The organism is Bacillus cereus group sp. N24 (assembly GCF_016483345.1).
Lineage (GTDB): Bacteria > Bacillota > Bacilli > Bacillales > Bacillaceae_G > Bacillus_A > Bacillus_A toyonensis.
The window spans coordinates 12,886-37,022 of sequence record NZ_JAEHCA010000021.1 but is presented as its reverse complement, the minus strand read 5'-3'; the positions used below and the strand labels follow the sequence as shown (position 1 = coordinate 37,022).

The following is a 24,137-nucleotide window of genomic DNA, read 5'->3' as shown; positions in this document are numbered from 1 at the left end:
AGGCTCTTTTTTATACCTTACTTTTTACGACGTACTACAAAAACAAACGTACTTACCGAAGATACAATCGCTAAAACTGATAACACAATTGCTATTGTTTGCATATTACTTGTACTTTCATTCTTTCCCACACTAGATACTTCCCCATGTTCCCCAGTTAAGGACTTACCTTTTGCAATTGTAGTAACTGAATGCGGTTTTTCAGCTTTCTCATCGCCTGTCCATTCAACAATTTCTCCGTCTTTATATTGTTGATATGCATCCCAAGCTATTTTTTGTTCTTTATCTGGATTTTTAGCAACGAAAGTAAATCGTTGGAACTGACCAGATAAAATCCCTTCTCCTGTTGCTTCCCATACTACAGTTTTAACTTTTCCAGCTGCATCTTTTTGCTCTTCCACTTTCCATCCTGACACTGGTTCATACTGTTGAAACTCAACGCCGGACGGTATTTTTAGTGTGACTTTTGTTGTTGCCACATTTTTTTCAACTGGTACCTTTATCGTGTAAGTCTCCCATGAGTTAGCATCCGAAGTTGCTGGTTGCACAGTTACGTGAGCGCTAACAGGTAACGAAAAAATTCCCATTGCAATTATTGTTGCGATCATTGTTGTTCCTAATTTTTTTATACGCTTCATTTTCTATTAACTCCTTTTCATCTGTAACGTCTCTTTATCCCGCTATTTGTGGGCAGTAAGACTCCTACCCCAAAATTCTGCTGGAGCAAAGAATCTGGGTAGAAGCCCTGCTGCCCCCGTAAAAGCCGATTGGTGAAGGCTAATAATCAGTGGGAGATGCCCCCTCCTACTGATTAAAGTTTCACTTTATCTGCCACCTACAATAAATTTATAATCAGTATCGAAGCTATCAAGAGATTTTGTTAACCCGTGAACTTGTATATTCCAATTTCCTGTCATGTTAATATACATACCTTCCGCTTCATATTCTCCCGGTGAAATTGCTGAAACTTTAAATGAACCTTTGCCCATATTCATATCTAACGATTGAGTCGTCAATATAATTTGTTCCATATTAGTAACAGGCTGTCCATTCTCATCCTTCAAAGTAATATGAAATGTATTCTGTCCTACCTTATTAGGGCTTACATGTAAAGTAAGTTCATATCCATTATCTAATTGTTTACTCTCTGTAAAAGGTCCAGTAGGAGGCATCAGCGGTGTTTGCACGTTTGTCATAAAAGCTACGATTATGAAAACGATAATTCCAATGATCAACTCTATTTTCAGCGTAGCACCTAATCCTTGCCGGGCTCGCATTTTCCCTTTCACATAATGAATAATTCCCAATATCCCCATGAAAACGAATAAAAGTATCTTTGCTAATAATGCTAATCCATACTTCGTATCAAATAGGGAATGAATCGTGGGAATAAAAAATGTACTGTTAAAAAGACCCGTTAATACAATGACTATGACAGCACCTGTTGCCCATGGTGAAAAACGCTTAATTGCATCCCAATACGTAGTCCACTTGTCATCCTCTTTACGTAAAAGAAGAATAATTGATGATAGACCGCCAACCCATAACGAAGCTGCGAATAAATGTAGAAAGTCCATAACGACAGCAATGTCTTTAAACTTCAAACCAAATGCGTGACTATTAAAGGCTTTCATAACGAGTAACCCAATAAAAAGTAATATTGGAATGCTCCATACTTTAAACGATGAAAGTTTCTCACGCTTCACAGCAAAATAAGTAACAATGATAAGCAGACTAATAAGAGCCATTTGAGTGATCCATACATAACCAAAAACAGATAGTTGCAATGTTTCTTTTAATAATAGTGGATCAAATGCTTCTAACCACGAAACATCAGCATTTATTTTCGCTTGCAATGGTAGATTGCATAGTAAGCTAATGAATATACCTATTAATGATATCCATATTATTCTCTTACTCCTTGAGTGAACTTCTATTACATTCCCTTTATATATAATAAGATTAAAGAATAGAACTCCTAAAAATAGTGAGAAACTTGTATATAGAACCCCGCGTTCCATAATCATATCGATTTGCGGGACATACCCCATCTCTTCTACTTGTACATCATCTGCTCCCGCTTCGGTTAACCCAATCTGGAACGGAATAACTCCTTGAATTGGATGTCCATCAGCTGAAATAGCTTTCCACTGAATAGAATAGAGACCGTCTTTAAGATTCTCTTTTACCCCTGCCTCTAATAGTTTTTTGTTTCTTTTATCAATATGAGCATCTTTTAAATCTACTCTTTTACCTGAGGTATCTCTTACAAACAATGTATTAAAATGTGAAACTTGTATATCCTCATCAAATTCGATTTTCACGACAGTTGGTGCTTTTTTCAACGTTTCATTTTCCATAGGATTTGATTTCACAACATACGCATGAGCAGACGCGCTTTTTGGTATCAATATAATAAGCACACATGCTATTACTAGCCATGCCCCTAACCTTCTCATTACTTTCACACTCATTTCACTTCTTTCTTCTTCATCACTACACCTTTATTACTTTATACTTCCTAGTTTGATTTTCTGACGAAATATTAACCTGATTAAGTATAAATTACCATACAATATAATACTTAATTTCTCCCCACCTTTAAACTACTAATATAATAGTAACTACTCTAATTGAAATAACTTATATTTTTAAAGTCGATTGTAATTATATCATAAAATATATTTATGTAAGTTCCCTAAGAAGAAAAGTTCTCGTGAATCATTTGTGAAGAAAATGTGAAATACATAAAGTGAAACTTTAATCAGCCCTCACCAATGGCGCTTTTACGGGCAGTAAGACTCCTACAAATAGCAAGATAAATTAAAAGGTGTTACGTAATAACGTAACACCTTTTAAAAAATATCCTTCTTCTATTTCTCTTCCGGATAATCACAATACTCAATAATCGTTCCTTCTGTATCCGCTGGGTTAAGGTAAATTAATCGTCTACCATGTTTATTCATTCGAAGTGTATGCTCTAATGTTCGAATACCTTGTTCTTTTAATTCTTCTAAAGCTACATCTAAATCATCGACACGATATGCAACGTGATGAACACCTTTCCCTTTTTGTTTTATAAATCGGGCAATTGGTGATGTTGTATTATTCGTCGGTGCAAGTAGTTCAATTCTATCTCCATCCACTTCTATAATAGCAACTTCACTTTCCACACCTGGTGCTTCACTTACGTAACGATCTATTAATTTCCCCGATAGAACCTGTTCATAAAAACGTATCGTACTATCTATATCACGAACTGCGATTCCGATATGATCAATTGTTTTTTTCATTTTATTTCCCCTACTACTTTATTTTTTACTCCTTATTAATAGTAACAAAAAAAGTTATAGAAACAAGTTCTATAACTTTTTCAATTAACTTATTTTTTTGTCCGCTCTAGTTGCAGGTTGAACTTGGTTTTTCACTTTTAAAACGCTAATGCCATATCCGATAAATCCGCCGATAATCGCTGGGAAGATCCAGCCTAATCCTACTTCCTGCATCGGAAGGAATTTAGTGAACACTTGGCTTACTACTTCAATGTTAACTCCAGCTGCACTTAATCCATCGAATAAGCTGATGATAAATGTTACAATTAAACTCACTTGATAAACTTCAGCTCTTCCTTTAAATAGTGAATGGAAGAATGTTAAGAAAATCAATACAATTGCTAGTGGATAAATTGCTGTTAATACTGGAACAGAAACTGCGATTAATTGTGTTAATCCTACGTTTGCAACAATTGCACTAAATACACATAGCGTGATTGCAATTGCTTTATAAGGAATATTTGGGAATAACTTATGGAAGAATGAAGAACATGCTGATACAAGTCCCACACTAGTTGTCAAACAAGCAACTGTAATCATTAATCCTAATAATACTCCACCATATGATCCGAAATAGTAATTAGAAACTTTCGCTAATACTTCTCCGCCGTTCTCTAAATGTCCAAGCTTCGCAACACTTGAAGCTCCCATATAAGAAAGTGCTGTATAAATAATTGCTAAAATAGATGCTGCAATGATTGTCGCTTTTGCACAAACGACCATAATCTGTGTTTTCGTTTTCGCACCTTTTTCTTTAATTGCATTAATGATGATGATTCCGAATACGAATGATGCAAGCGTGTCCATTGTTAAGTATCCTTCTTGGAATCCTTTAAAGAATGCATGTGATGTATACCCTTCCACTGGTGCTTGCATATCTCCAATTGGATGAATAAAAGCAACGATTACTAAAATACCGATGAATGTCAATTTAATTGGCGTTAATATTTTTCCAACAATATCGACAATTTTCGCAGGATTTAGCGAAAAAAAACAAGTGATGCTAAAGAATATAATTGTGAAAAGAATTAAAGGTGTAGAACCCAATCCTTCTGGCATAAAAGGCTTAAGACCAATTTCATAAGAAACATTACCCGTTCTTGGTATTGCAAATAACGGACCGATCGCTAAGTATAAAACTGTTGTAAACACAATCCCGAATACTGGGTGAGCACGACTTGCTAATGACTGTAAATCATCTTTACCCGAAAAACCAAATGCTAGTACACCTAGTAATGGTAATCCAACACCTGTTACTAAAAATCCAGCGTTAGCAATCCATACATTCTCTCCTGCCGATTGACCTAGCATAGCTGGGAAAATTAAATTTCCGGCTCCAAAAAATAGTGCAAATAACATTAATCCAATAACTACTATGAACGAAAACGGTACTTTATTCGCCATAATATAACCCCCATTCAAATTTCCTTATCTCATTTTCCAATTTTAACTAATTGAATTTTCTGAATATTTAATTTGAGTATCAACTATTCTTGAACTCATTATAATTTGTTATATAATATTTTGCAATACTATTTTCAAACTTTTCTTTTATTTTATGAATATACATTTTTTAACATAGAATATAGACTAAAAAACCAACATGGTCATCCATGTTGGTTTTTCCATTTACTATCAGTAATTAAAATTTCGCAGCTACTTTTTTAACGTTTTCTAAACCTTCTTCAACAATTTGTTGTGAGCGATCTGGATATTGATTGTGTCCTTCAATTACCACTGTTTCTGGATTTGTAATTCCCCAAAATCCAAGTACAGTTGTTACATAATTAACCGCCATTTCCATAGGAGCCATTTGCTCTGAAGAATAATCTGAACCACGAGCACCTAGTACAACTACTCTCTTATCACCAGCTAAACCTTCCGGACCATTCGCTGTATATTTAAACGTTTTTCCAGCTTGAGAAAGGTATGAAATATATGTGATTAATGGTGCGGGTACTGTGAAGTTCCATAATGGGAACGCAAATACAACTTTATCAGCTTCTAAAAACTGATTTAAATATTTATCTACTGTTGCTACAGCCTTTTCTTCTTCAGCTGTTAACTCCATTCCTTGACTGCGTTTATATCCACCTGAAATTGCGATATTTCCGTAATAAGGAAGATCTAATGCAAATAAATCTAACTCTGTAATTTCTGTATTTGGGTTCGCTTCCTTATAAGTACTTACAAATGTTTCATACATTTTTGAACTAATTGCTTGCTCCGCTGGACGATCGTTCGCTTTTACAAATAATACTTTTGACATAGTTTTATTCTCCTCTACTTTCGTAATTTCTTCTTTTTTACCAAATAATGAGCTAAATAGTCCCATTTGCTTCACCTAATCTTTCTTTTCATATTCATTATTCATCATCATAAAAATTCTTATTCTAAGAAAAAGTTCCAATAGAGACCTTCATTTCAGGAATCTATAACTTTTTGTTATTCAATTACCTTATGTAAGTGATTGTAATATAGTAACTTACTTTAGTCAAGTAACTTTTAATAAAAAAATAAAATCTCGAATTAAAAATAATAATTAAACACCAAATACGACTTTATTACTTGTATAATTAACTTAGAGAGGGAAATTCATATTTAGAAAGGATTTATTCATGAGCACTATAGAAAAGATTCAAACTTTTATTATTCTATTTGCTGTTACATGTGGCATTGTACTCGGACAATTTAATATCATACATATGTATTCAGACAAATTTATTGTCCCCTTCTTATTTTTCATGCTATATGGATTATTCCTCAGCATCCCATTGAAAGAGATTAAAAACGGATTTCGCAATTTAAAATTTGCCGGAACAAGCCTTACCATTAATTTTTTATGGACGCCTTTCCTCGCCTGGGGATTAGGTGCATTATTTCTTTCAGATCACCCAGCACTTTGGGTTGGGTTTATAATGTTAATGGTTACTCCATGTACAGATTGGTACTTAATATTCACTGAAATAGCGAAAGGAAACGTAGCACTTTCCACAGCGATTTTGCCTGTAAATTTAATTTTACAAGTATTATTGCTACCCGTTTATTTATTTTTATTTGCCGGTGTAATGAAGACTGTAGCGGTTTCTATTCTAATAGAAAGTATCGTAATCGTTATCGTCTTACCATTTTTACTTGCACATGCTACAAAATTCATTATGAATAAAATGAAAAAAGCTGAAACACTCGAGAATAAAATCATTCCGTTTTTCAGCTCTGCTCAAATTGTATTTTTAAGTTTAGCAATTGTAGCGATGTTTGCATCACAAGGTAAATATTTACTCCAAAATATGAATGTTGTTTTATTATTACTCATTCCTGTTCTATTGTTCTTCATCATTAATTTTTTACTAGGACAATTTATCGGGCGTATCCTGCATTTATCTTATAAAGATACAGTAAGTTTAAGCTTAACAACATTAGCAAGAAACTCGCCTGTTGCGCTCGCTATTGCTGTGACTGCTTTTCCAGACGAGCCTCTTATCGCACTTGCACTCGTTATTGGACCGTTAATTGAGTTACCAGTACTTGCTTTTGTTTCACAAGTGTTGTTACTTATTAAGAAAAAACGGCAATACGCATAATAAAAAGCGTCCCACTTTGGGACGTTTTTTATTGTCGAGAAATTATATAAATGCAAAATTGAATTATCGGCTCTAAAAATTTTATACATTATAGAAGATTGACTTTTCGTTACATTAACAGATCCTTTTTAATTAAAAAGGATAGGAAAAGTAAATATAACGAACGCTGCCCAAAGTCCGTAGATTGGCAAATACTTCGTAACGGCATCTTGGATAGGTAAAGGTCCGGATTTATTTTGTAGAAAACGCATATAAGAGAGCATAATCCAAATTAGATTTGTCCAAATCAGTATATTTACTCCTAAAACAGCAAGTCTATTAGGCGTAATACCATAGGAAGAAAGTCTGAACACGATAGCTGACAAAGCCACACTGTCAATAATAAGCGCAAGAACAATTAAGACAAAATTTATATAATCTGAAATGTTCTTTTTCTCATCTGAGTCGCTCTCAACAATGGAAAATATAGTAACAGCCAATACAACAAGAAGTATTCCGTTGAAGACCATCAAGAAATTGCGGTCCAAAAATGGATTTTTCCCAACCCATATAACCGTTATAAGGTAGATCAACAAGGTGATCAGGACAAGCGGACTAAAAATTTTAGCTATATAGGGGGTAATATTTTTAGCAAACTTAAGATTCATTGATACTAAGTATGCAGCCACAATAGCGAGAGCGGCAGCACCAAATAAAACAACATTACTAAAATAGAACTCTCCTATATCCAAGTCAACAAAACTAAATAACCGCATGGTGAATACTGCTAGTATCATTCCGCTAACTGCCATGCTGGCGTAAAGAATACAATATTCCAAATTAAATTTAATATAAGCTAACCTTGTACTGCCTTTTGAATATTCATTTCCTGTAAACGCAAGCCCTACCAATACCCATAAGAATATAGGAAGGTGTAAATAAGCAAGGATAATACTGTCTTTATCATTTAATGGCAGCATATTAAGATAAAGCCCAGAAATTAGGAACAACGCTGCAAGGGAATAAATAATACTTTTTTTCGGAGTATTATTGTAAACAAAATAGGCAGCAATAAAAGGGATTATACCAAAAGCCAGATTAATCGGAGCAATTGCTTCCTGTTCGACAAAGTGGAAAATGATTCTGGTGCTTAATCCGGCTAGAATAGCTAACATGCCCATGAATAAGAAACCCTTTTGAATCAAGGAGGGCTTTCTTGTATTTCCCTTCTCCTTGAAATGTAATCTTTCATACCAAATACCCAGAACCTGAGAATCCGGATTTTGTTCCCATGCTTGTGAGAATGACTTTTTAAAAGCTTTCGGGTCTTTTCTATACATTCTCTCCAACTCATGAGGGTTATCCATATTTTCAATAATCAAATTGTGACTGTTCATAGTTTTACCTCCTCTATAAAAAACAACGTTGTTACCTTTTCCATAAAAAGCAACTCGCTTTTTTATTCTGATTTTGATTTTAATATAAATTTTATTGTTTTACAATAAAATTTTATTATTTTAGGTGATATTTTTGTTGTATATTTTTATTCCAAGCAAAAACAAAAAGCATTCCTCATTCAAAGAAATGCTCTATAACTTTTTATAAACATCGGTGTAAGCTACAGTCAGTTTTGAAACTTCCTCAAGTAAAGAACTTTTTATCCCGGCTCAATTTTTCGTAAGATGTCTTTATTACTTGATTGAAGACTATTTTTGCTTTGTTCATATCTCCTAATCAACCATTTCCCAAAATTGAGATGCTACTTTGGAAATTCTTTGGTCTTTTAATTTTACTATTACAGGTTCTAAATGAAAATCAAATTGTTTCAATTCAAAAAGCGTTGTATGTTCTAAAAATGATGATGTGTAATCCATTCTTGGAATAACGGATAATCCTAGTCCTCTACTAACAAGTGCTACAACCATCCGTATATCTTTACACTCGATAATGATATTTGGCTTGACTTGATGTTCATCAAACACCTTGAAAAGGTCTTCATTGAAGGAGAGCCCTTCCATTGCTCCTAGCATAATGAATGGGAACTGGGCAATCTGTTCAATCGTCACATGCTGTGATGAAAACGATGTTGCCCAACTTGATGGAATAATCACAGCGGTTGGTTGTTTTTTTAATATTTTCATCTCATATTGTTCACTATTGCCCAATCGTAAAAGTAAGGCAACATCAATTTCTCTTTGTTCTAGTTTTTTTAATAATTCTTCTGAATTTCCAGTTACTATTTTTATTTTGACATTAGGGTATTGTGTTCTAAACGTACTAACATAGTCAATGAGCATATTCGAACATGTAGACGATACACCGATACTTACTGTTCCGCCTATACCTTGTTCAATTTCTTGAATTTGCTGCTTTACATCTTGAATTTGCATTAACATTTGATTGGCATATTGGTATAGTATTTCACCTGTTGCTGTAAGCTCCCATTTTTGACGATATCGATGAATTAAAGTTGTGCCAAGATCAGTTTCAAGCTTTTTTAATAATTGGCTAAGCGGGGGCTGCGCGATATGGAGCACTTCTGCTGCTTTAGAAATGCTTCCTTGTTTCACAATTTCTTTAAAGTAATATAATTGCCTGAAATCCATTGTATCTCTCCGTCATATGTTTTTTGATATGATTAGTTTATCATATATATATTATTCATATGTCGAATTTGGCATTATATTTAATTCTATAGCTATAGTCTTTATATTGATAATATTAACTAGAAAGTGAGAGATACTATGAATCATTGGAACAGAACCTTGAAGCGCATCTTCTTATACGTGCTCGGGTTGTTTTTTATGTCGATTGGCATTAGCATGTCGATTCAAGCAGGATTTGGTGTATCGCCTGTGTCATCATTAGCATATGCAAGTACGCTAACGATTGGTTTATCGATTGGTGTGACAATGGCGCTTGCAAATGTTTTATACATTATTATTCAAGTGATATTAAGTAAACGAATGGAGTTAAATGAATTTGTGAGTCAATTCATTATTTCGTTTTTATTTGGTTTTTTCATGGATGCAACGCTCTTCCTTGTCCAACTTTTCCCTGCACCTGAAACTCTCCTTGCTCGAAGTGTATATTTGATTGTTAGTTTATTTGTTATAGCGGTCGGTTTAATGGGCTATACAACAGCGAAACTACCATTAATGCCGTATGATGCATTAACTTATGCAATTAGTGAAAAATTTAATTTAAAATTCGGTAAAGCAAAAATTTTGAGCGATTTAATAAACATTTGTGTAGCTGGTGCACTCTGTATAATTTTCATTCAATCATTAGGCTCAATAGGAATCGGCACACTAATTGCCGCCTATTTTATCGGCAAAATTTTAGGGTGGATGATACTGTATTATCAACCACCTCTCCAACAATGGGTATTTAAAACAGAAAAGGCTGCCTAAGGAATCATAATAAAGTACAGGAAAAATAGATGAATCAAATTCCTCAGCCGAAATCAAATAATGAATTTTGCACCTTATCAAGTGCCAGTCCACATTAGGAATGGCACTTCTTTATTACTGCCTTTTCTTTGACCTTCTATCACTTTGGTTAAATGCTAAAACAAACATTGTATTAAAACTAAACTGCCGTTTAGTTAAAGAAGGATCTTTAAACAACTTTTTTATATTTTAAAAGACTTTATTGTAAATTAAATAACTTTATTGCTACTTAACGCTATTTCATACCATCTTTTCAAACAATTATTTCAAATAAATTTTAGTGCTAGTATACAAAACCCTGTAAATATAAAATAAAAAAGCATGACATAAAATTGTCATGCTTTTTCTTTTCTATCTATATTTTCAAATCGAATACAGAACATTTTACTCGGGAAAGAGCTTTGTCACTTCTTGAAACTACTTAATTCTCAAACACAAAATTAATCTTATTATCTTTCCACTCTAACTTCGCATCAAACGTTTTCTCGCCCTTTTTAAAGCCTTTAATTAAATCGGTCTTCTCACCTTTTAAGAGCTTTGTCATATTCTTTTGCGAAATTGTTTTACTTAATATTTTCTTTGAAATGGTAAAGTCACATTGTGTTGTATTGTAATTGGAACAACCGTAAAACGTAGATTTATCAATTACATCACCATCGCATTTTTTACAACTTCCAACCTTTTTACCTGTCGTAAATTTCGATCCTTTTCGCTCAATCGATTCAACATGTAATCCAGTGAAATCCCATTTCTCCGACATTTCTACCGCATCTTCAATAATTTTAGCTGATAGCTTTTTCGTTTGTTCCATAAATGTAGCTGGTGAAGCGGTACCTTCTCCGATTTCTGCAAGACGTTGTTCCCATTTTGCAGTCATTTCCGGTGAAGCTAGTATTTTGTCGCCGATTGCTGTAATTAATACTTTTCCCTTATCAGTCGCATACACTTGGTTTTTCTGCACATCTATATATTTACGGTCTTTCAGCATCGTAATGATGCCGGCACGAGTCGCTTCCGTACCTAAACCTTCTGTTTTCTTTAATACTTTCTCCAGCTCTTCATTCTCTAAATACTTACCTGCCGTTTTCATTAACGTAATAAGTTGTCCTTCTGTATAACGCTTCGGTGGCTGTGTTTTTCCTTCTTTCACTTTCACCTTTACAACTTTTCCTTGGTCACCTTCAGCTACAATTGGAAGAATCGTTTCGTCATCTTTATCGTCTTGGAAAATAACTTTACGCCAACCTTCTTGTATTTGCTGTTTTCCTTTCGAAATGAACGCAGCACGTTCGTCTACAAGAGTTGTAATTGTTGTGTAGTCAAAGATTGCTACTTCATAATGCGCCGCAATAAGTCGTCTTACGATCATATCGTAAATTTTCTTTTCATCGCCTGATAATTTGCTTGGATTGGTAACTTGTTCTGTCGGTATAATTGCGTAGTGATCTGTAACTTTCTTTTCATTCACATAACGCTTATTGTTCATAATCGATTCAACCGGAGCCGGTAATAAACCTTTATATTCATCAAACTGACTTAATTTCTGTAAAATATCAGGGAACGTCGCTGCTTCTCCTTGTGTAACATAGTTAGAATCCGAACGTGGATAAGAAACTATCCCTTTTTGATATAGTGCTTGCGTTATATCAAGCGTCTTTTTCGGCGAAAATTTAAAAGCTTTATTTGCTGTCGCTTGCAGTGCTGATAAATTAAATAAAAGCGGCGGCTGAAACTCTTTACGCTCCGTTTTCATTTCCTTCACTTCTGCCGGTTTCCCTTGACAAAAAGCCGCAATTTTATTCGCCATATCAGGGTCTTTTAAGCGGGATTCATTATCCTTCTCCCATTTCCCATCATATTTCTTCCCTTCAATATTAAAGGTTGCGAACACTTCCCAAAACGGCTCTGACTTAAAGTCTTCAATTTCTTTCTCACGCTTTACGATTAATGCGAGTGTCGGTGTTTGTACACGTCCGGCGGAAAACACATCATTCATTCCCTTTTTCTTTAGCAAAATGCTAAAAACACGCGATGCATTCATACCAACAACCCAGTCGGCGCAAGATCTTGTATATGCTTCGTAATACGTATTAATCGTATCTGCTTCATCTAGTAAGTTTTTAAATCCTTGATAAATGGCTTGCTTCGTTAAAGATGAAATCCAAAGACGTTTCATCGGCTTTTGCACGTTACAAAGATTAATAATGTTTCGTACAATTAATTCCCCTTCGCGCCCAGCATCGCCTGCGTGAATAATTTCTGTTACCCCCGGATTATGTAACAGCTGTTTCACTACATTAAATTGCTTATACTTTGACTTTGTTACTTCAAATTGAAAACGTTCTGGAATCATCGGTAACGTATTAAGTGACCATTTTTTCCACTCTGCATGATAATGTTCTGGATTACATAACTGCGTCAAATGACCAATTGCCCATGTACAGTACGCTCCATTTGGAAATAACTCATTTGCTTCTACTTCTAAATATCCATCTTTTCGGCGATATTTAAACTGTGAAACAAGAGCCAAACCTTGATCTGGTTTCTCGGCAATAATTAATTTCATTGTATAACTCCCTATCTGTATTCCAGTGTTACTTTCATTGTATTTATGTTTAGAAGCGATGATAAAACAACAATCTTATTTATCATTCGCGGGTCGCTCCCAAAAATGGGATAACTATAATATTATACGCTTTTTCTTTATTGCTTCACAATAGGTAGAGTTGCATTATCCAAGTATCCTCTCTTAATTCGTCTTTCGTAACATTGTAATTGGTATTTCTAGATTTCATGATTTTATAAATAATTCTAAATCTATTCACATCTAAATTAGCTACTACATTTCAAAAGATGAGATATCTTCTCTTTTCTATATGTCCTTGAAGTAAAAAAATGTGATTTGATATTACGATTAGTTCTCATATAAGAATCCGTCTCGCTCCAAACATAATTATGTTTGGAGCGAGACGGATTCATTTACTCAAGATTTTAAAATATGGGTTGAGGACTCTCCTAATCTATCCCATGCTGTGAATGCTCAATTAAAAGTAACAAAATTACATTTTTTAAATATCATACTTTTATTTCAAAGTTATACACGTTTAGTAAACCTTATGATCCGATACACAATTATTGCAGTAATCGAAATAATAAGAGCGGTTATCAAGCCAGATTCTCCAATCCAAATCTCTAATTGATATCCTGTAGTTGCACGTGCAAAAGGCCCTTGAATAATAGCATTCCAAGTGGTGTGGATGATAACCGACGGCCAAACACTACCTGTGATAAGTCGTAAATAAGCTGTAATATAACTGAATGGTACAATACAAAAATAGATGCCAAGTACAGAGAGAAAGACAGATGTTCCCTCTACATATAGACCAGCAATAACAATTGGGACATGCCATGTTGCCCATATTAATCCACTAATAAGGATTGGACGTGAAAATTCCGCATCGACTAGCCTTGTGAGCATATAACCCCGCCAACCCATCTCTTCTCCCATAACTGGGATTAAGTTAAGCAAGCTTCCTAAAATTCCGCTCAATACTACTATAAAAATGAAACGTAATGGTATCGGTAGATACTGAAGTCCAAGTATATTGTAGATAGGTTCTAGCATACCACCTTGTGGGAGCTGAAACCTCGCAAATCCGCTAAACCAGGCAATCGAATATGTAATTCCACATATTATCATAGGTATTATCAGGGCCAAAGCAATCCCCTTCCATATCTTTAAGTTATCTAGACTAAAAGATACATCTTTAAAGCCTTCTCGCAGTATGATACGAGTTAGAATAGAAGAAATTGCAGGAGTAAACATATATACCACAATTAGCGGCATGCTTTTCGTAATCATTATTACTACATTTAAAAGAATAGAAGTAATGAACAAAATACTTAAAAACAGTTGAAGTCCTTTTTTAGCACGTTGGACTTTATCCATATTGTGGAATGATTTTGCATGTAATATCATTGTAATCCGTCCTTCCCCTTTTATTAATTTGTTTATCTAATCAACTTCCTGTCATTTCGAGAAATACAACACAGAATGAAGATGTTTTTTCATATTGATTAATCAATCCCCCCCTCTTAAATTCATAATCTAGCCTTACTTACGATTCAATCATGTAATTATTCTTCATAAGTTGTCATAACCGATAGTACGAAACTGTAATGTTTAACCTATGACCTGTGTCAAATAATCTTGTGACAATATGTAACTAGAAAATATGATATGGAATAAATAAAAATTGAATTACGGCAATTGATTCGTGCAAGTACATGAATCAATCTTGCTTTTGAAAATAATTCAATTGAGGTGAAAAAAATGAATAAAAAAAAGAGGTATTGTGGAATGGTTGCAATGGTTAGTACAGCTATATTAGTCGCAGGAGGTGGAGAAGTAGGAAAAGCACAAACGGTTGCAGTTGAAGATTCAGCTCAATCAATCCAAAAAAATATCGTTAAATCAATACAATCACAGGCGCATCCATTAAAAACGATAGAACCGTCAAAACCATTTGAGGATTTAAAACCACTTAAGAAAATGATTGGGAGCGCACAATATGTAGGATTAGGAGAGAATACTCATGGAAGCTCTGAAATTTTCACTATGAAGTTTCGACTTGTGAAATATTTGGTTACTGAGATGGGTTTTACAAATTTCACAATGGAAGAAGATTGGGGAAACGGATTAAAGTTAAATGAATATATACAAACAGGAAAAGGAAACCCTAGGGAGTTTTTGAAATTGTTATATCCTACTGATGAAATTATTGCCATGATTGAGTGGATGAAAGATTATAATGCTGATCCATCCAATAAAAAGAAAATCCAATTTATCGGACTTGACTTAAAAACAATGGACCAAAGTGTCTTTAATAAAGTAATTGATTATGTAAAGCAGCATCGACCAGATTTGCGGGCAGAAGTAGAAGAAAACTATAAAGATCTTTCTTCTTTCACTGGAAGTATACAGGAATATATGAATCTTGCTCCTGAAATGAAAGCAAAGTTCAAGGCAAACGCTGAGAAAGTAGCCCAATTACTAAAAGATGAGAAGGAACAGACAAACAAAGATGTAGGTTCATCCGAGTACATCTGGGTAAAAGCAACAGCGAATGCAATAGAGAAATTTACCACAATGCTGCTTTCTAATGACTACCCAAATGTAATAAAGCTACACGAGCAATACTTGGCCGATCATGCAATGTGGGCACAAGAGACATTTGGTGGTAAAACTATGGTATGGGCACACAATATTCATATGGCTAAAGGAATTATCGATGAGAAATTATACCCTGATGCTGCGGGGCAGTTTTTGAAGGAACGTTTAGACAATAATTATGTCACAATTGGTAGTACAACTACGGAGGGAAATTTCACTTTATACAGCGAATATAATCCTTCCACCGGAGGTAAGATTGCAACAGATACTATTCCACAAAATGTAAAAAGTTTCAATTACACCCTCGGAAAAGTACCATATAAAATGTTTTTATTGGATAACCGTCACCTTAAAGGACATGCAGAGAAATGGGTTAGAGCAAAAAGGCCATTACTAAGTATAGGGGGACAACTCCTCCCAGACGGTTCGTTATACTTTGATACTTCATTGCTTGAGCAATTCGATATTATTTTTCATATCCGAAAAACAAGTCCATCTCATATTAAATAAAAGTACAAAACAATCCCTTCTTGCTGATCCAAGAACGGGATTATTTTGTAGATGATTAATAAAATAATCTTGTTTTTAACTAAGAATAGGCTAATCCCCCCTTTTATCATCATGTAAAAATGTCATATGACATTTTTACACTAGTGAGTTTGACAAAAAAAGCAGTATGATGCGGTTATTACATAGATAGGAGCGATGCACTTTATGAGATCAAGATTCATCCAGAATGGTTATTTTTTATTACTAACTTTCATTACAGGTTTGTTTTATTTTTGTTTTTACTTAATAGCTCTGCTATTCAGTTTCACCCTTTCATTTACGGTAGTTGGGATTCCATTAATTATACGCGTACTACAAACTACCACAACTTTTATCCAATTCGAGCGCATACAAACGAAAATTTATACTGATATTTCGACAGACTCTTACAATAGAAGTGTAACAACGGATACATCGGACTGGGCTCAAGTGAAATTAGGACTTACGGATCGCCGCACTTGGTCTGCTGTCTTTTGGTTAATGCAGAAATTTGTGATTGGCATTTTCAGTCTCATTAGTGCAATCATTTTTTATGTAATGCCACTTATGTTCCTGTTAGCACCACTATTGTATCGATACATCGATATGAATATTATTTTCATACAGATAGATACTTTTCCAAAGTCACTCCTTATAATGTTTATGGGTATAGTGTTTACCGCCATAAGTATTAAAATGGTAGATGGTTTAACGAAAAAATTTGGAGGTTATACACGCAGTATGATTCAGCAACTAAATCGATAGAAGTTTGTAGTCTACGAATAGTAGGCAGTTTAAACTTAAAAATATAACAATGCAAGAAGGATTATTCTATAATATAGGAAATGAGAAAGAAGGCTACTTAGGGGGTAAATGAATTGTTTGATATGGTTAAATATTGGTTTTGGTATGATTGGATTATGTTAGGAATCCGTCTACTTGTTAGTGTGTCTACCATCCTAGCAACATTAAATTTTCAGGATGGTTTAACATTACCACTTTGGATTATTATTCTTTGGGAAATTATTGCCTTCTCTATTCCATGGGTAGCCTTGCTGTTCAATTACAAATATTACTTATTCACAGAAATATTGCTATATGGTGGACTATGTATATATTTAACCTCTTTATTTCCAGAAGCTTACAATATTTTTCTTATATCGGTGTTTCTTATCGCAGCAAATAGTAAGCATTTGTCCTATTATTGGACAGCTCCAACAACAGTTTTTGTAATAACCGGGATTTTCTATGCAGTTGCGCCAAGTAATAGCTATTGGATTATGGTCACCTACTACGGATTCGCTTATGTAATGGGATTCGCTTTCCATTTATTAATCATCAATCATAAACAAAATGAAGTAATTCGTAAACAAAACGCGGTACTTGAGCAATATATGTCTCAAATCGAACGCATTACACTGGCCGAGGAACGAAACAGGCTCTCTAGTGAGCTTCATGATACAGTAGGCCACGCCTATACTTCCATTATTATGGGGATGGAAACGTTGCGAACCGATCTTGCTACCGAAATGGGTGTACAGAGGCTAGATTCCCTGCTTGAAATGGGACGTAAAAGCATCGAGGACGTGAGAGGTTACCTACATCAAATGGATCCTCAATGTCAATCGCCTTCCTTGATTCAATCTCTACAAAATCTTGGAGCTGAATTTCAGGAGCACGCTCAGGTGGATGTAAGCTTCCGAACATTCGGAGAGGAATATCAACTGTCTCGACAAGCGAAGATAGCATTCATTCGTTGTTTACAAGAGTCCCTTACGAATGCGGTACGTCATGGTCAAGGGACTGAAATTATAGTTTCATTGCAGTTTGAACAACAATATACGAGATTAGAAGTGCAAGATAATGGAAGGGGAAATGTAGAATGGCAGGAAGGCTTCGGTATGAATACGATGAAAGAGCGGGCAATGAATTTGCAAGGTCAATTGTCTGTATATACAAAGCCAGAGGAAGGAATGCTTGTTACATGTACCATACCGCGACAAACTGAAATAAAAGATGGACTTATTCGTTTGTTAATTGTCGACGATCAGCCATTTGTTCGAGAAAGTTTGAGTACACTACTCGACAGGTATGAAGATATAAATGTAGTCGGTTTGGCTGAAGATGGCGATCAAGCCATCGACTTGTGTGGGCGCCTTCAACCTCACGTTGTACTCATGGATTTAGATATGCAGCAAATGGATGGAGTCGAAGCGACAAAAAAAATTAAGCAACAATGGCCACATATCCGCGTATTGATTTTTACAACGTTTCAGGATACGAAACAGGCGTTGGACTCGCTTCGTAACGGTGCGGATGGTTTTTTACTTAAATTCATTGAAACGTTAGAGCTAGCTAATACGATCCGACTTATTCATAGCGGTGGGACGCTGATTGATCAAGGTATGTCTCACAAAATATTTGAGCAGTTTGATGAGCAAAACGAGACACCACAATCAAAAGCAACTGCTTATGAACTAACAGCCAGAGAAATAGAAATATTGCAGCTAGTAGCAAAAGGACTTCGATACAATACGATAGCTTCAAGGCTATATTTATCGAATGGTACGGTCAGAAACTATGCTTCCTCGGCTTACACAAAGTTAGGAGTACGTAACAAGGAAGAAGCTGTCCAGAAGGCTCTAGAAATTGGAATTATCGAATGAGAAAACAGTTTGTTATTTCTTTAGAGCTAGCTAAGCTGTAGTTACAAGATGCAGTAAGGAATAAGACTATAAATCTAATTTTTTATCGTTTTTGGTAGGCAATTTTGAATAAGTTTATCCTGTTTTCAAATCTTTAAATAGCCTTACTACATTCAATATGTAGTAAGGCTATTATATTCTATATCAAAATTAAACATCTTTATTATTACTATATCGAAACTAGTTTCACGTCTTTTCACCAGAAGCCAAACAATACTTCTCATACCTATTAAAGATCTTTGTCTGTTTTTATGTTAGAGATTGAAGAGATGAAATAATATCTTTGTCCATTCTTTGGCTTCTTTTTGTAAAGAATAATAAATAAGTAGAAAGTACTCTTTTATGATATAAATCGCTTTATATTCGCTTCATTCTCGTTTCTTCTTTGGGAGGAGTAATTGGCGTATTTGAAACATGGCGGAGGCACAAAGCAGGATGCTAATTTTATTTCGATCTCCCTTGCACCCAAGTAGCAATATCATTTATTACATACTCAGGGATATTAGCAGGACTATAATATTCATCCGGTTTACTTAATTCTCCATCTCCTTCTGTAAAGAAGTGATTTAACTTTGGATATAGTCGATAATCAACGTTATCTCGTTCTTTTAATTGTTCTTTCCAAAGAGGAATTTCGATTTTTGATTGAACTTGATAGTCTCTTTCTCCTTGAATAATTAGAAGCGGTGTCTTTTGTTCTTTTGACATTTCTGCTGCTTTAACTTTACGAATAGAATCCCAAAATACTGCTGATCCTAAATAAAAACCTTTTGGAGGATTCTGACTAGAGAAGTTGGGATCATTTAATAATTCAAATTGCGATTTGTAAAATTTATATTCATCCGGTTTCATTGCTCCAATAGAAAAAAGATACTCAAATTGATCTAAAACAACATCTTGAATCGTACGGGCTGGTCCTCCCATCACAATCGCCCCAGCAATATTTTGATTTTGGTCTTTTTCAATCATTTTCGGAAGCATCATTCCACCTTGACTATGACCAAGAATATAAATTTGATTCTTATCTATCAGAGGTTCATTTTTAAGAAAATGAGTCACAAGAAGAGCATCATCTGTTGTCTCTTTATCCACTGTATAAAAAGGACTGGATTGTGTTTTCAATCCATGTTCATAAGTTCGTTTATTATAGCGAAGGACAGCAATTCCTTTTGAGGCAAGACCTTCAGCTAAATCACGAAATGGTTTTAAAGCAAACGCTGTTTCATCCTGATCGGTTGCTCCAGATCCTTGAACAAGAATAACCGCTGGGAAAGGACCCTTCCCCTTCGGAACAGACAATGTTCCTGGTAATGGAAACGCACCACTTCCAACCACTACTTCTTTATCAACAAAGGATTCCGGCTTACTATATGACGGACGCTCTGCAACTGGACTAAACGACATACTAAGTTGAAAATCATCTATTTTTCCAGATGGATCTAGCTTAATTAATAAAGGTACTGTAAATTGTTCAAAAACTAATTTAATCTCTACATTTGTATGAACAGAATTTGTCTCTTTTTGTGTTACCTCTCCAATCTCCATAAAAGAACCTGCTTGTAATTGCGCAGGGAGTTCCTTCCAATAACTCTTCAGCCATTCTTCGGATATTACTTTCTGTAATGATCGAGAAGTTAAATCAATTGCAGATTTATAGTCTTCTGTATCCATATAACGGATAAATGAAAGGGTAGTAGCTAAAACAGGATTTTCACTTTCAGTATTGTCTATTTTTTTTATATTGTTGTTTGTTTCCTTTAATGTCGAAATAAATTGGTGATTGAACGGATTTTTATATGTACCAGGATATAAGCTTGATTTTAATACATCCGTATTCCGTCCCTCATACAAACTTAAATAATTCACAAAATTTTCAGGTGAAATTACTTCCTCCGCATATGAAACTGAAGGAATAGCTATTGTACAAATTGCACTAACAAGTAATAACCTATTCCCTATCCTTCTTTTCGTGCTCATATTTATTGATTCTCCTTTCGAGGTTAAATTTTTTTATACAGCTTGCCCTGTACTATAAGAAAAATTAAAATTATCAAAGAGATTAATAGTCTACTTTACAATCCCCCCCTAACAAATTAAAAAGCTACTATTAACAAACTTCAATAAAAAATGCCTTCTCCCTCTTTTTTTTGACTGGATTTTTGAGTGGCATGGAAGGACCAAGCTGAATCACATGTAGCCGACCAAAGGCATACAGGTAAACCGGCATCCAAATTAAAATTTTTATGATGTATAAAAATAAAAATAGAAATTCCTATTTTTGAGTAATAAACGTAATCATTTGTAGTACAGAAAAGGATAGATAAGGCTAAAATGCCTTTATCTATCCTTTTCTATCACATATAATGTGAAGGTTTTTTGTTTTGGGGTTGATTTGTTTTCTTAGCTTGATAGCGATGGGGTACCACCAAATGCCCATCAAATTAAGAACTTGCTTTACCCCAAAATTTTTTCAGAAAAATTGTTTTTTGAACCAAAAAAGTATATTTTCAACTATAAAAACTATGACAAAATTTATCCGGATTCCTTTTTATCTACTTGCTAAATTCAGCAAGTAAAATATTTTTAAAAGGGTCAGGACTATCAGCTTTAAGGCTGTTCAAATTGATGGCCAATGTATGCTTGCCTCCAAGTGTGCCCCCAGCAAAAGTTATAAATCCAGGAATGCTTCCTCCATGCCCCCATATCGATACACCGTTTGAAAGCTTCATTTTGAAAATTCCAAGCCCGGAATCGCCAAGTTCATCTGTTCCTGTAGAGACTGTTGTAAGCATTTGCTTTAGTTGCTGTTCTTTCAGTAATTTGCCCCCAAGTAAATAAGTGAAGAATTTGTTTAAATCATCAGCTGTAGAAATCATATCTCCGGCCGAGCTCCCCATACTTGGGTTATAATAAGTAACATCTTTTGGCTCACTTGCTCCGTCTAATTGGATATATCCACGGGCATGCTTGGTTCCTGGAATAACGCTTGAATTTCCGGGTAAGAATGTATTCGATAATTCAAGTGGTTCAATAATTCGATTTTCAATTTCTTCCGCATAGCTGTTCCCAGTTACTTTTTCAATAATAATCCCTAGTAATACGTATCCTGTATTTGAATACGACCAGCTCTTTCCTGGAGCAAAATCTGGAGGCATGGATATTCCCATCTTTACTAATTCTTCAGCAGTATAAGATTTTTTTGTATCCATGATATTAAAATCCTTTGACGTTGTGTAATTAGCAATACCACTTGTGTGGTTCAATAATTGCCGGATAGTAATCTGTTTATCATCATATCCATTTCCTTGAATGACACCAGGCAACCATTTTTCAATGGAATCGTCTAGATTCAAGCGGTTTTCTCCCGCTAATTGAAGTATAACTGTTGCAGTGAACGTCTTTGTCACGCTGCCAATTCGAAATCGAAAATCTGTTTTCATTGGTTTCTTGGTACTTAGATCCGCTACCCCAGCTGCATAACTCCATGTTTTTCCGCCCTCAGAAGTTTTAGCAAGTATCCCTGGATATCCAAGTTTCAATGTATTCCGCATTGCCTCTTTGACGGAATTTCGATCTCTTTGGTTGCTTGTTGGTAACGAACTAGATAGATTTTGAGTGAGCTCCGCTTTTACACTTGAGGTTGGAGTTGTATAAAACAGGGAACCTCCAGTTATTAAAAGGGCTAAACCTGTAAATATAATTTGACGATGCTTTTTCATCAAAATATTCCTCTCCCCTATTCATATTGTATAAATGTTTATTTTCTGTTTGGAACTAATCACACAGCTTTCTTCTTAACCAACTGCAAAAGGACGACATTGAATTAGTAATCACTCTTATATCCGTTATTTTACAAACGGCTTTCTGACCTAAAAAATAGTCTATCCTTTGTTTGAGATGTATGTTAACTTTTGTAATGTCTCGTTTCCTCCATACAAGTCTTATTAATTGATTTGTTTCCCTATATAAATATATGGTCTTCCTCCTCTCACTCTTCTTTACATTTTAATCATACACAATGAAAATCTCTTTTTTCTTACCTCTTCCTTACAAATTCCTTACTTTCAAAATCACTTTTATAATTGATTATTTTTTATTTTAATAACATTTAGTTGTATTAATTTGATAGGAATTTGACAGCGCACAAAAGTTTCTTTATTCCAAAAAATAAATTTAAATACATATTACTATTTAATATTCAATATCTTACCTATACATGTTCTAACATTATTCCTTATCATCTACAGCTTTCACGCTAAAAATAAGACACTTCATCATGATGACGATTAAGTATTTTTGAATTATGTTAAGTATGAGCATGAAAAATCTTTAACAAAACATCAGTTATTCTATTTCCTAAGAGATAAACATCGTGATGTAGCAATCCTTTCCTTTTTTCTTGGTAGTCGTATTCGTGTAAGTGAATTGGCCGATCTTCGTATGGAAGATATAAACTTAAAAGAAAGGCTAATTGATGTAATACGAAAAGGAAACAAAGAAGACTCTGTATGGATTACCCCAATTGCATTAAATGCCCTTGAAAAGTATATGGAAATTAGAGATAACAAATATGTTCCAGGAAAAGAATTAAAAAATGTGTTTTTATCAAAGTATAAACATACTGCACAGCCTCTTTCCGTTAGGGCTATCCAAGATATAGTAGAAAAATATACTAAGGCCTATGGCAAAAAAATGTCTCCTCATAAATTAAGACACACATTGGCAAATAAATTATATATGGAAGAAAAAGATTCGTTACAAGTGATGCAACAACTTGGGCATAACAGCCAAGATACGGCTTTATTATACACACAGCTTGGAGAAACAACTATTAAAGATAACTTAGGCGGAATAGGAAAAAATAAATAATAAAAGTTCAGCAATGCAAAATTGCTGAACTTTTATTATTTCTCCTGCTAGAGTTAATAGTGTTTTTAAATATCATGCATTATCCATTACATATTTAATTTTATTATATAAAAAATATATAGTTAAAATTCTACTTTAATTGGTATATAAAAACTCTCTCTTGTTAGATTAGATAAATGGAAAATTTTAGATTCCTACAATTATTGTTTACGTTAAATGTGAATTTAACGAACACTTGGGAAAATGGGGATTAACCCCTTCCCCCATCTGTTGTAGAATGACATGAAACTCTAAACTATTTAAACAAGAAAGTTTAAACTAAAATTTTTTAGATTTACAGAACTAAACTCATCAAAAGTCAGCTCTTTTTCATTTTTTTGGTGATCACTCTTTTAAGTTGATAGCGATGTGGTGATACCCGTTTAGAACGATATCTTTGCCCTAAAAAAAATCGAACCATAAATTTGCCGGCAAGCTTATGGTTCGATTTAAATTATTTACTTTTAGTAACTACT

The 24,137-nt window shown here is 34.4% G+C and carries 16 protein-coding genes and 2 pseudogenes; 6 read left to right on the top strand and 12 right to left on the bottom strand.

Annotated features, from left to right (window positions below; all coding sequences use genetic code 11):
• Positions 1 to 17: 17 nt before the first annotated feature.
• From JDS95_RS23485 to JDS95_RS23465, 5 genes are all read right to left on the bottom strand, one after another.
• Entirely contained in the window at positions 18 to 638 is a 621-nt protein-coding gene (locus tag JDS95_RS23485; RefSeq protein ID WP_061529881.1) for a YcnI family copper-binding membrane protein, read from the bottom strand.
• A 186-nt stretch (positions 639 to 824) separates the two neighbouring features.
• Entirely contained in the window at positions 825 to 2,474 is a 1,650-nt protein-coding gene (locus JDS95_RS23480) for a copper resistance CopC/CopD family protein (RefSeq protein WP_000114316.1), read from the bottom strand.
• A 399-nt stretch (positions 2,475 to 2,873) separates the two neighbouring features.
• On the bottom strand, positions 2,874 to 3,293 hold the full coding sequence (locus JDS95_RS23475; protein ID WP_000750859.1) for a VOC family protein: 420 nt from the start codon (positions 3,291 to 3,293) through the stop codon (positions 2,874 to 2,876).
• An 84-nt stretch (positions 3,294 to 3,377) separates the two neighbouring features.
• The gene (gene brnQ / locus JDS95_RS23470) at positions 3,378 to 4,736 is read right to left on the bottom strand and encodes a branched-chain amino acid transport system II carrier protein (protein ID WP_001284763.1); all 1,359 of its coding nucleotides are present in this window, start codon (positions 4,734 to 4,736) and stop codon (positions 3,378 to 3,380) included.
• Positions 4,737 to 4,974: 238 nt separating this feature from the next.
• Entirely contained in the window at positions 4,975 to 5,667 is a 693-nt protein-coding gene (locus JDS95_RS23465) for an FMN-dependent NADH-azoreductase (protein ID WP_085449919.1), read from the bottom strand.
• 283 nt (positions 5,668 to 5,950) lie between these two features.
• On the opposite strand from JDS95_RS23465, the gene JDS95_RS23460 reads away from it, so the two are divergent.
• Positions 5,951 to 6,916 (top strand): arsenic resistance protein, encoded by a 966-nt coding sequence (locus JDS95_RS23460; RefSeq protein ID WP_097837281.1) that lies wholly within the window; start codon positions 5,951 to 5,953, stop codon positions 6,914 to 6,916.
• Positions 6,917 to 7,044: 128 nt separating this feature from the next.
• On the opposite strand, the gene JDS95_RS23455 is transcribed toward JDS95_RS23460, so the two are convergent.
• Together JDS95_RS23455 and JDS95_RS23450 are read right to left on the bottom strand one after the other, a co-directional pair.
• Positions 7,045 to 8,292 carry a DUF4153 domain-containing protein gene (locus JDS95_RS23455; protein WP_199690809.1) on the bottom strand — a complete coding sequence of 416 codons (1,248 nt, stop codon included), beginning with the start codon at positions 8,290 to 8,292 and terminating at the stop codon, positions 7,045 to 7,047.
• 333 nt (positions 8,293 to 8,625) lie between these two features.
• On the bottom strand, positions 8,626 to 9,501 hold the full coding sequence (locus JDS95_RS23450) for a LysR family transcriptional regulator (protein ID WP_000347549.1): 876 nt from the start codon (positions 9,499 to 9,501) through the stop codon (positions 8,626 to 8,628).
• Positions 9,502 to 9,639: 138 nt separating this feature from the next.
• Between JDS95_RS23450 and JDS95_RS23445 the strand changes: the two genes are divergently transcribed.
• Positions 9,640 to 10,308 (top strand): YczE/YyaS/YitT family protein, encoded by a 669-nt coding sequence (locus tag JDS95_RS23445; protein ID WP_033660475.1) that lies wholly within the window; start codon positions 9,640 to 9,642, stop codon positions 10,306 to 10,308.
• Between the two features lie 460 nt (positions 10,309 to 10,768).
• On the opposite strand, the gene topB is transcribed toward JDS95_RS23445, so the two are convergent.
• Together topB and JDS95_RS23435 are read right to left on the bottom strand one after the other, a co-directional pair.
• The gene (gene topB, locus JDS95_RS23440; RefSeq protein ID WP_000766748.1) at positions 10,769 to 12,913 is read right to left on the bottom strand and encodes a DNA topoisomerase III; all 2,145 of its coding nucleotides are present in this window, start codon (positions 12,911 to 12,913) and stop codon (positions 10,769 to 10,771) included.
• 528 nt (positions 12,914 to 13,441) lie between these two features.
• Positions 13,442 to 14,326, bottom strand: coding sequence for a CPBP family intramembrane glutamic endopeptidase (locus tag JDS95_RS23435; RefSeq protein ID WP_000600477.1), 885 nt, complete (start codon positions 14,324 to 14,326; stop codon positions 13,442 to 13,444).
• A 381-nt stretch (positions 14,327 to 14,707) separates the two neighbouring features.
• Between JDS95_RS23435 and JDS95_RS23430 the strand changes: the two genes are divergently transcribed.
• The 3 genes from JDS95_RS23430 (at position 14,708) to JDS95_RS23420 (ending at position 18,714) form a co-directional block, all read left to right on the top strand.
• Positions 14,708 to 16,030 (top strand): erythromycin esterase family protein, encoded by a 1,323-nt coding sequence (locus tag JDS95_RS23430; RefSeq protein WP_000226291.1) that lies wholly within the window; start codon positions 14,708 to 14,710, stop codon positions 16,028 to 16,030.
• Between the two features lie 204 nt (positions 16,031 to 16,234).
• Positions 16,235 to 16,813 (top strand): sensor domain-containing protein, encoded by a 579-nt coding sequence (locus tag JDS95_RS23425; protein ID WP_001257621.1) that lies wholly within the window; start codon positions 16,235 to 16,237, stop codon positions 16,811 to 16,813.
• Positions 16,814 to 16,926: 113 nt separating this feature from the next.
• Positions 16,927 to 18,714, top strand: coding sequence for a helix-turn-helix transcriptional regulator (locus JDS95_RS23420; protein WP_085449921.1), 1,788 nt, complete (start codon positions 16,927 to 16,929; stop codon positions 18,712 to 18,714).
• Between the two features lie 296 nt (positions 18,715 to 19,010).
• On the opposite strand, the pseudogene JDS95_RS32185 reads toward JDS95_RS23420, so the two are convergent.
• From JDS95_RS32185 to JDS95_RS23410, 3 genes and pseudogenes are all read right to left on the bottom strand, one after another.
• Positions 19,011 to 19,196: pseudogene (locus tag JDS95_RS32185) on the bottom strand (IS4 family transposase); the annotation flags it as partial.
• A 1-nt stretch (position 19,197) separates the two neighbouring features.
• Positions 19,198 to 20,730 (bottom strand): alpha/beta hydrolase, encoded by a 1,533-nt coding sequence (locus tag JDS95_RS23415; RefSeq protein WP_000105173.1) that lies wholly within the window; start codon positions 20,728 to 20,730, stop codon positions 19,198 to 19,200.
• Positions 20,731 to 21,305: 575 nt separating this feature from the next.
• Positions 21,306 to 22,472, bottom strand: a complete 1,167-nt coding sequence (locus JDS95_RS23410; protein ID WP_085449922.1) for a serine hydrolase domain-containing protein — start codon at positions 22,470 to 22,472, stop codon at positions 21,306 to 21,308.
• 550 nt (positions 22,473 to 23,022) lie between these two features.
• Between JDS95_RS23410 and JDS95_RS23405 the strand changes: the two are divergent.
• Positions 23,023 to 23,622 (top strand): annotated as a pseudogene (locus tag JDS95_RS23405) (tyrosine-type recombinase/integrase); the annotation flags it as partial.
• Positions 23,623 to 24,137 lie beyond the last annotated feature (515 nt).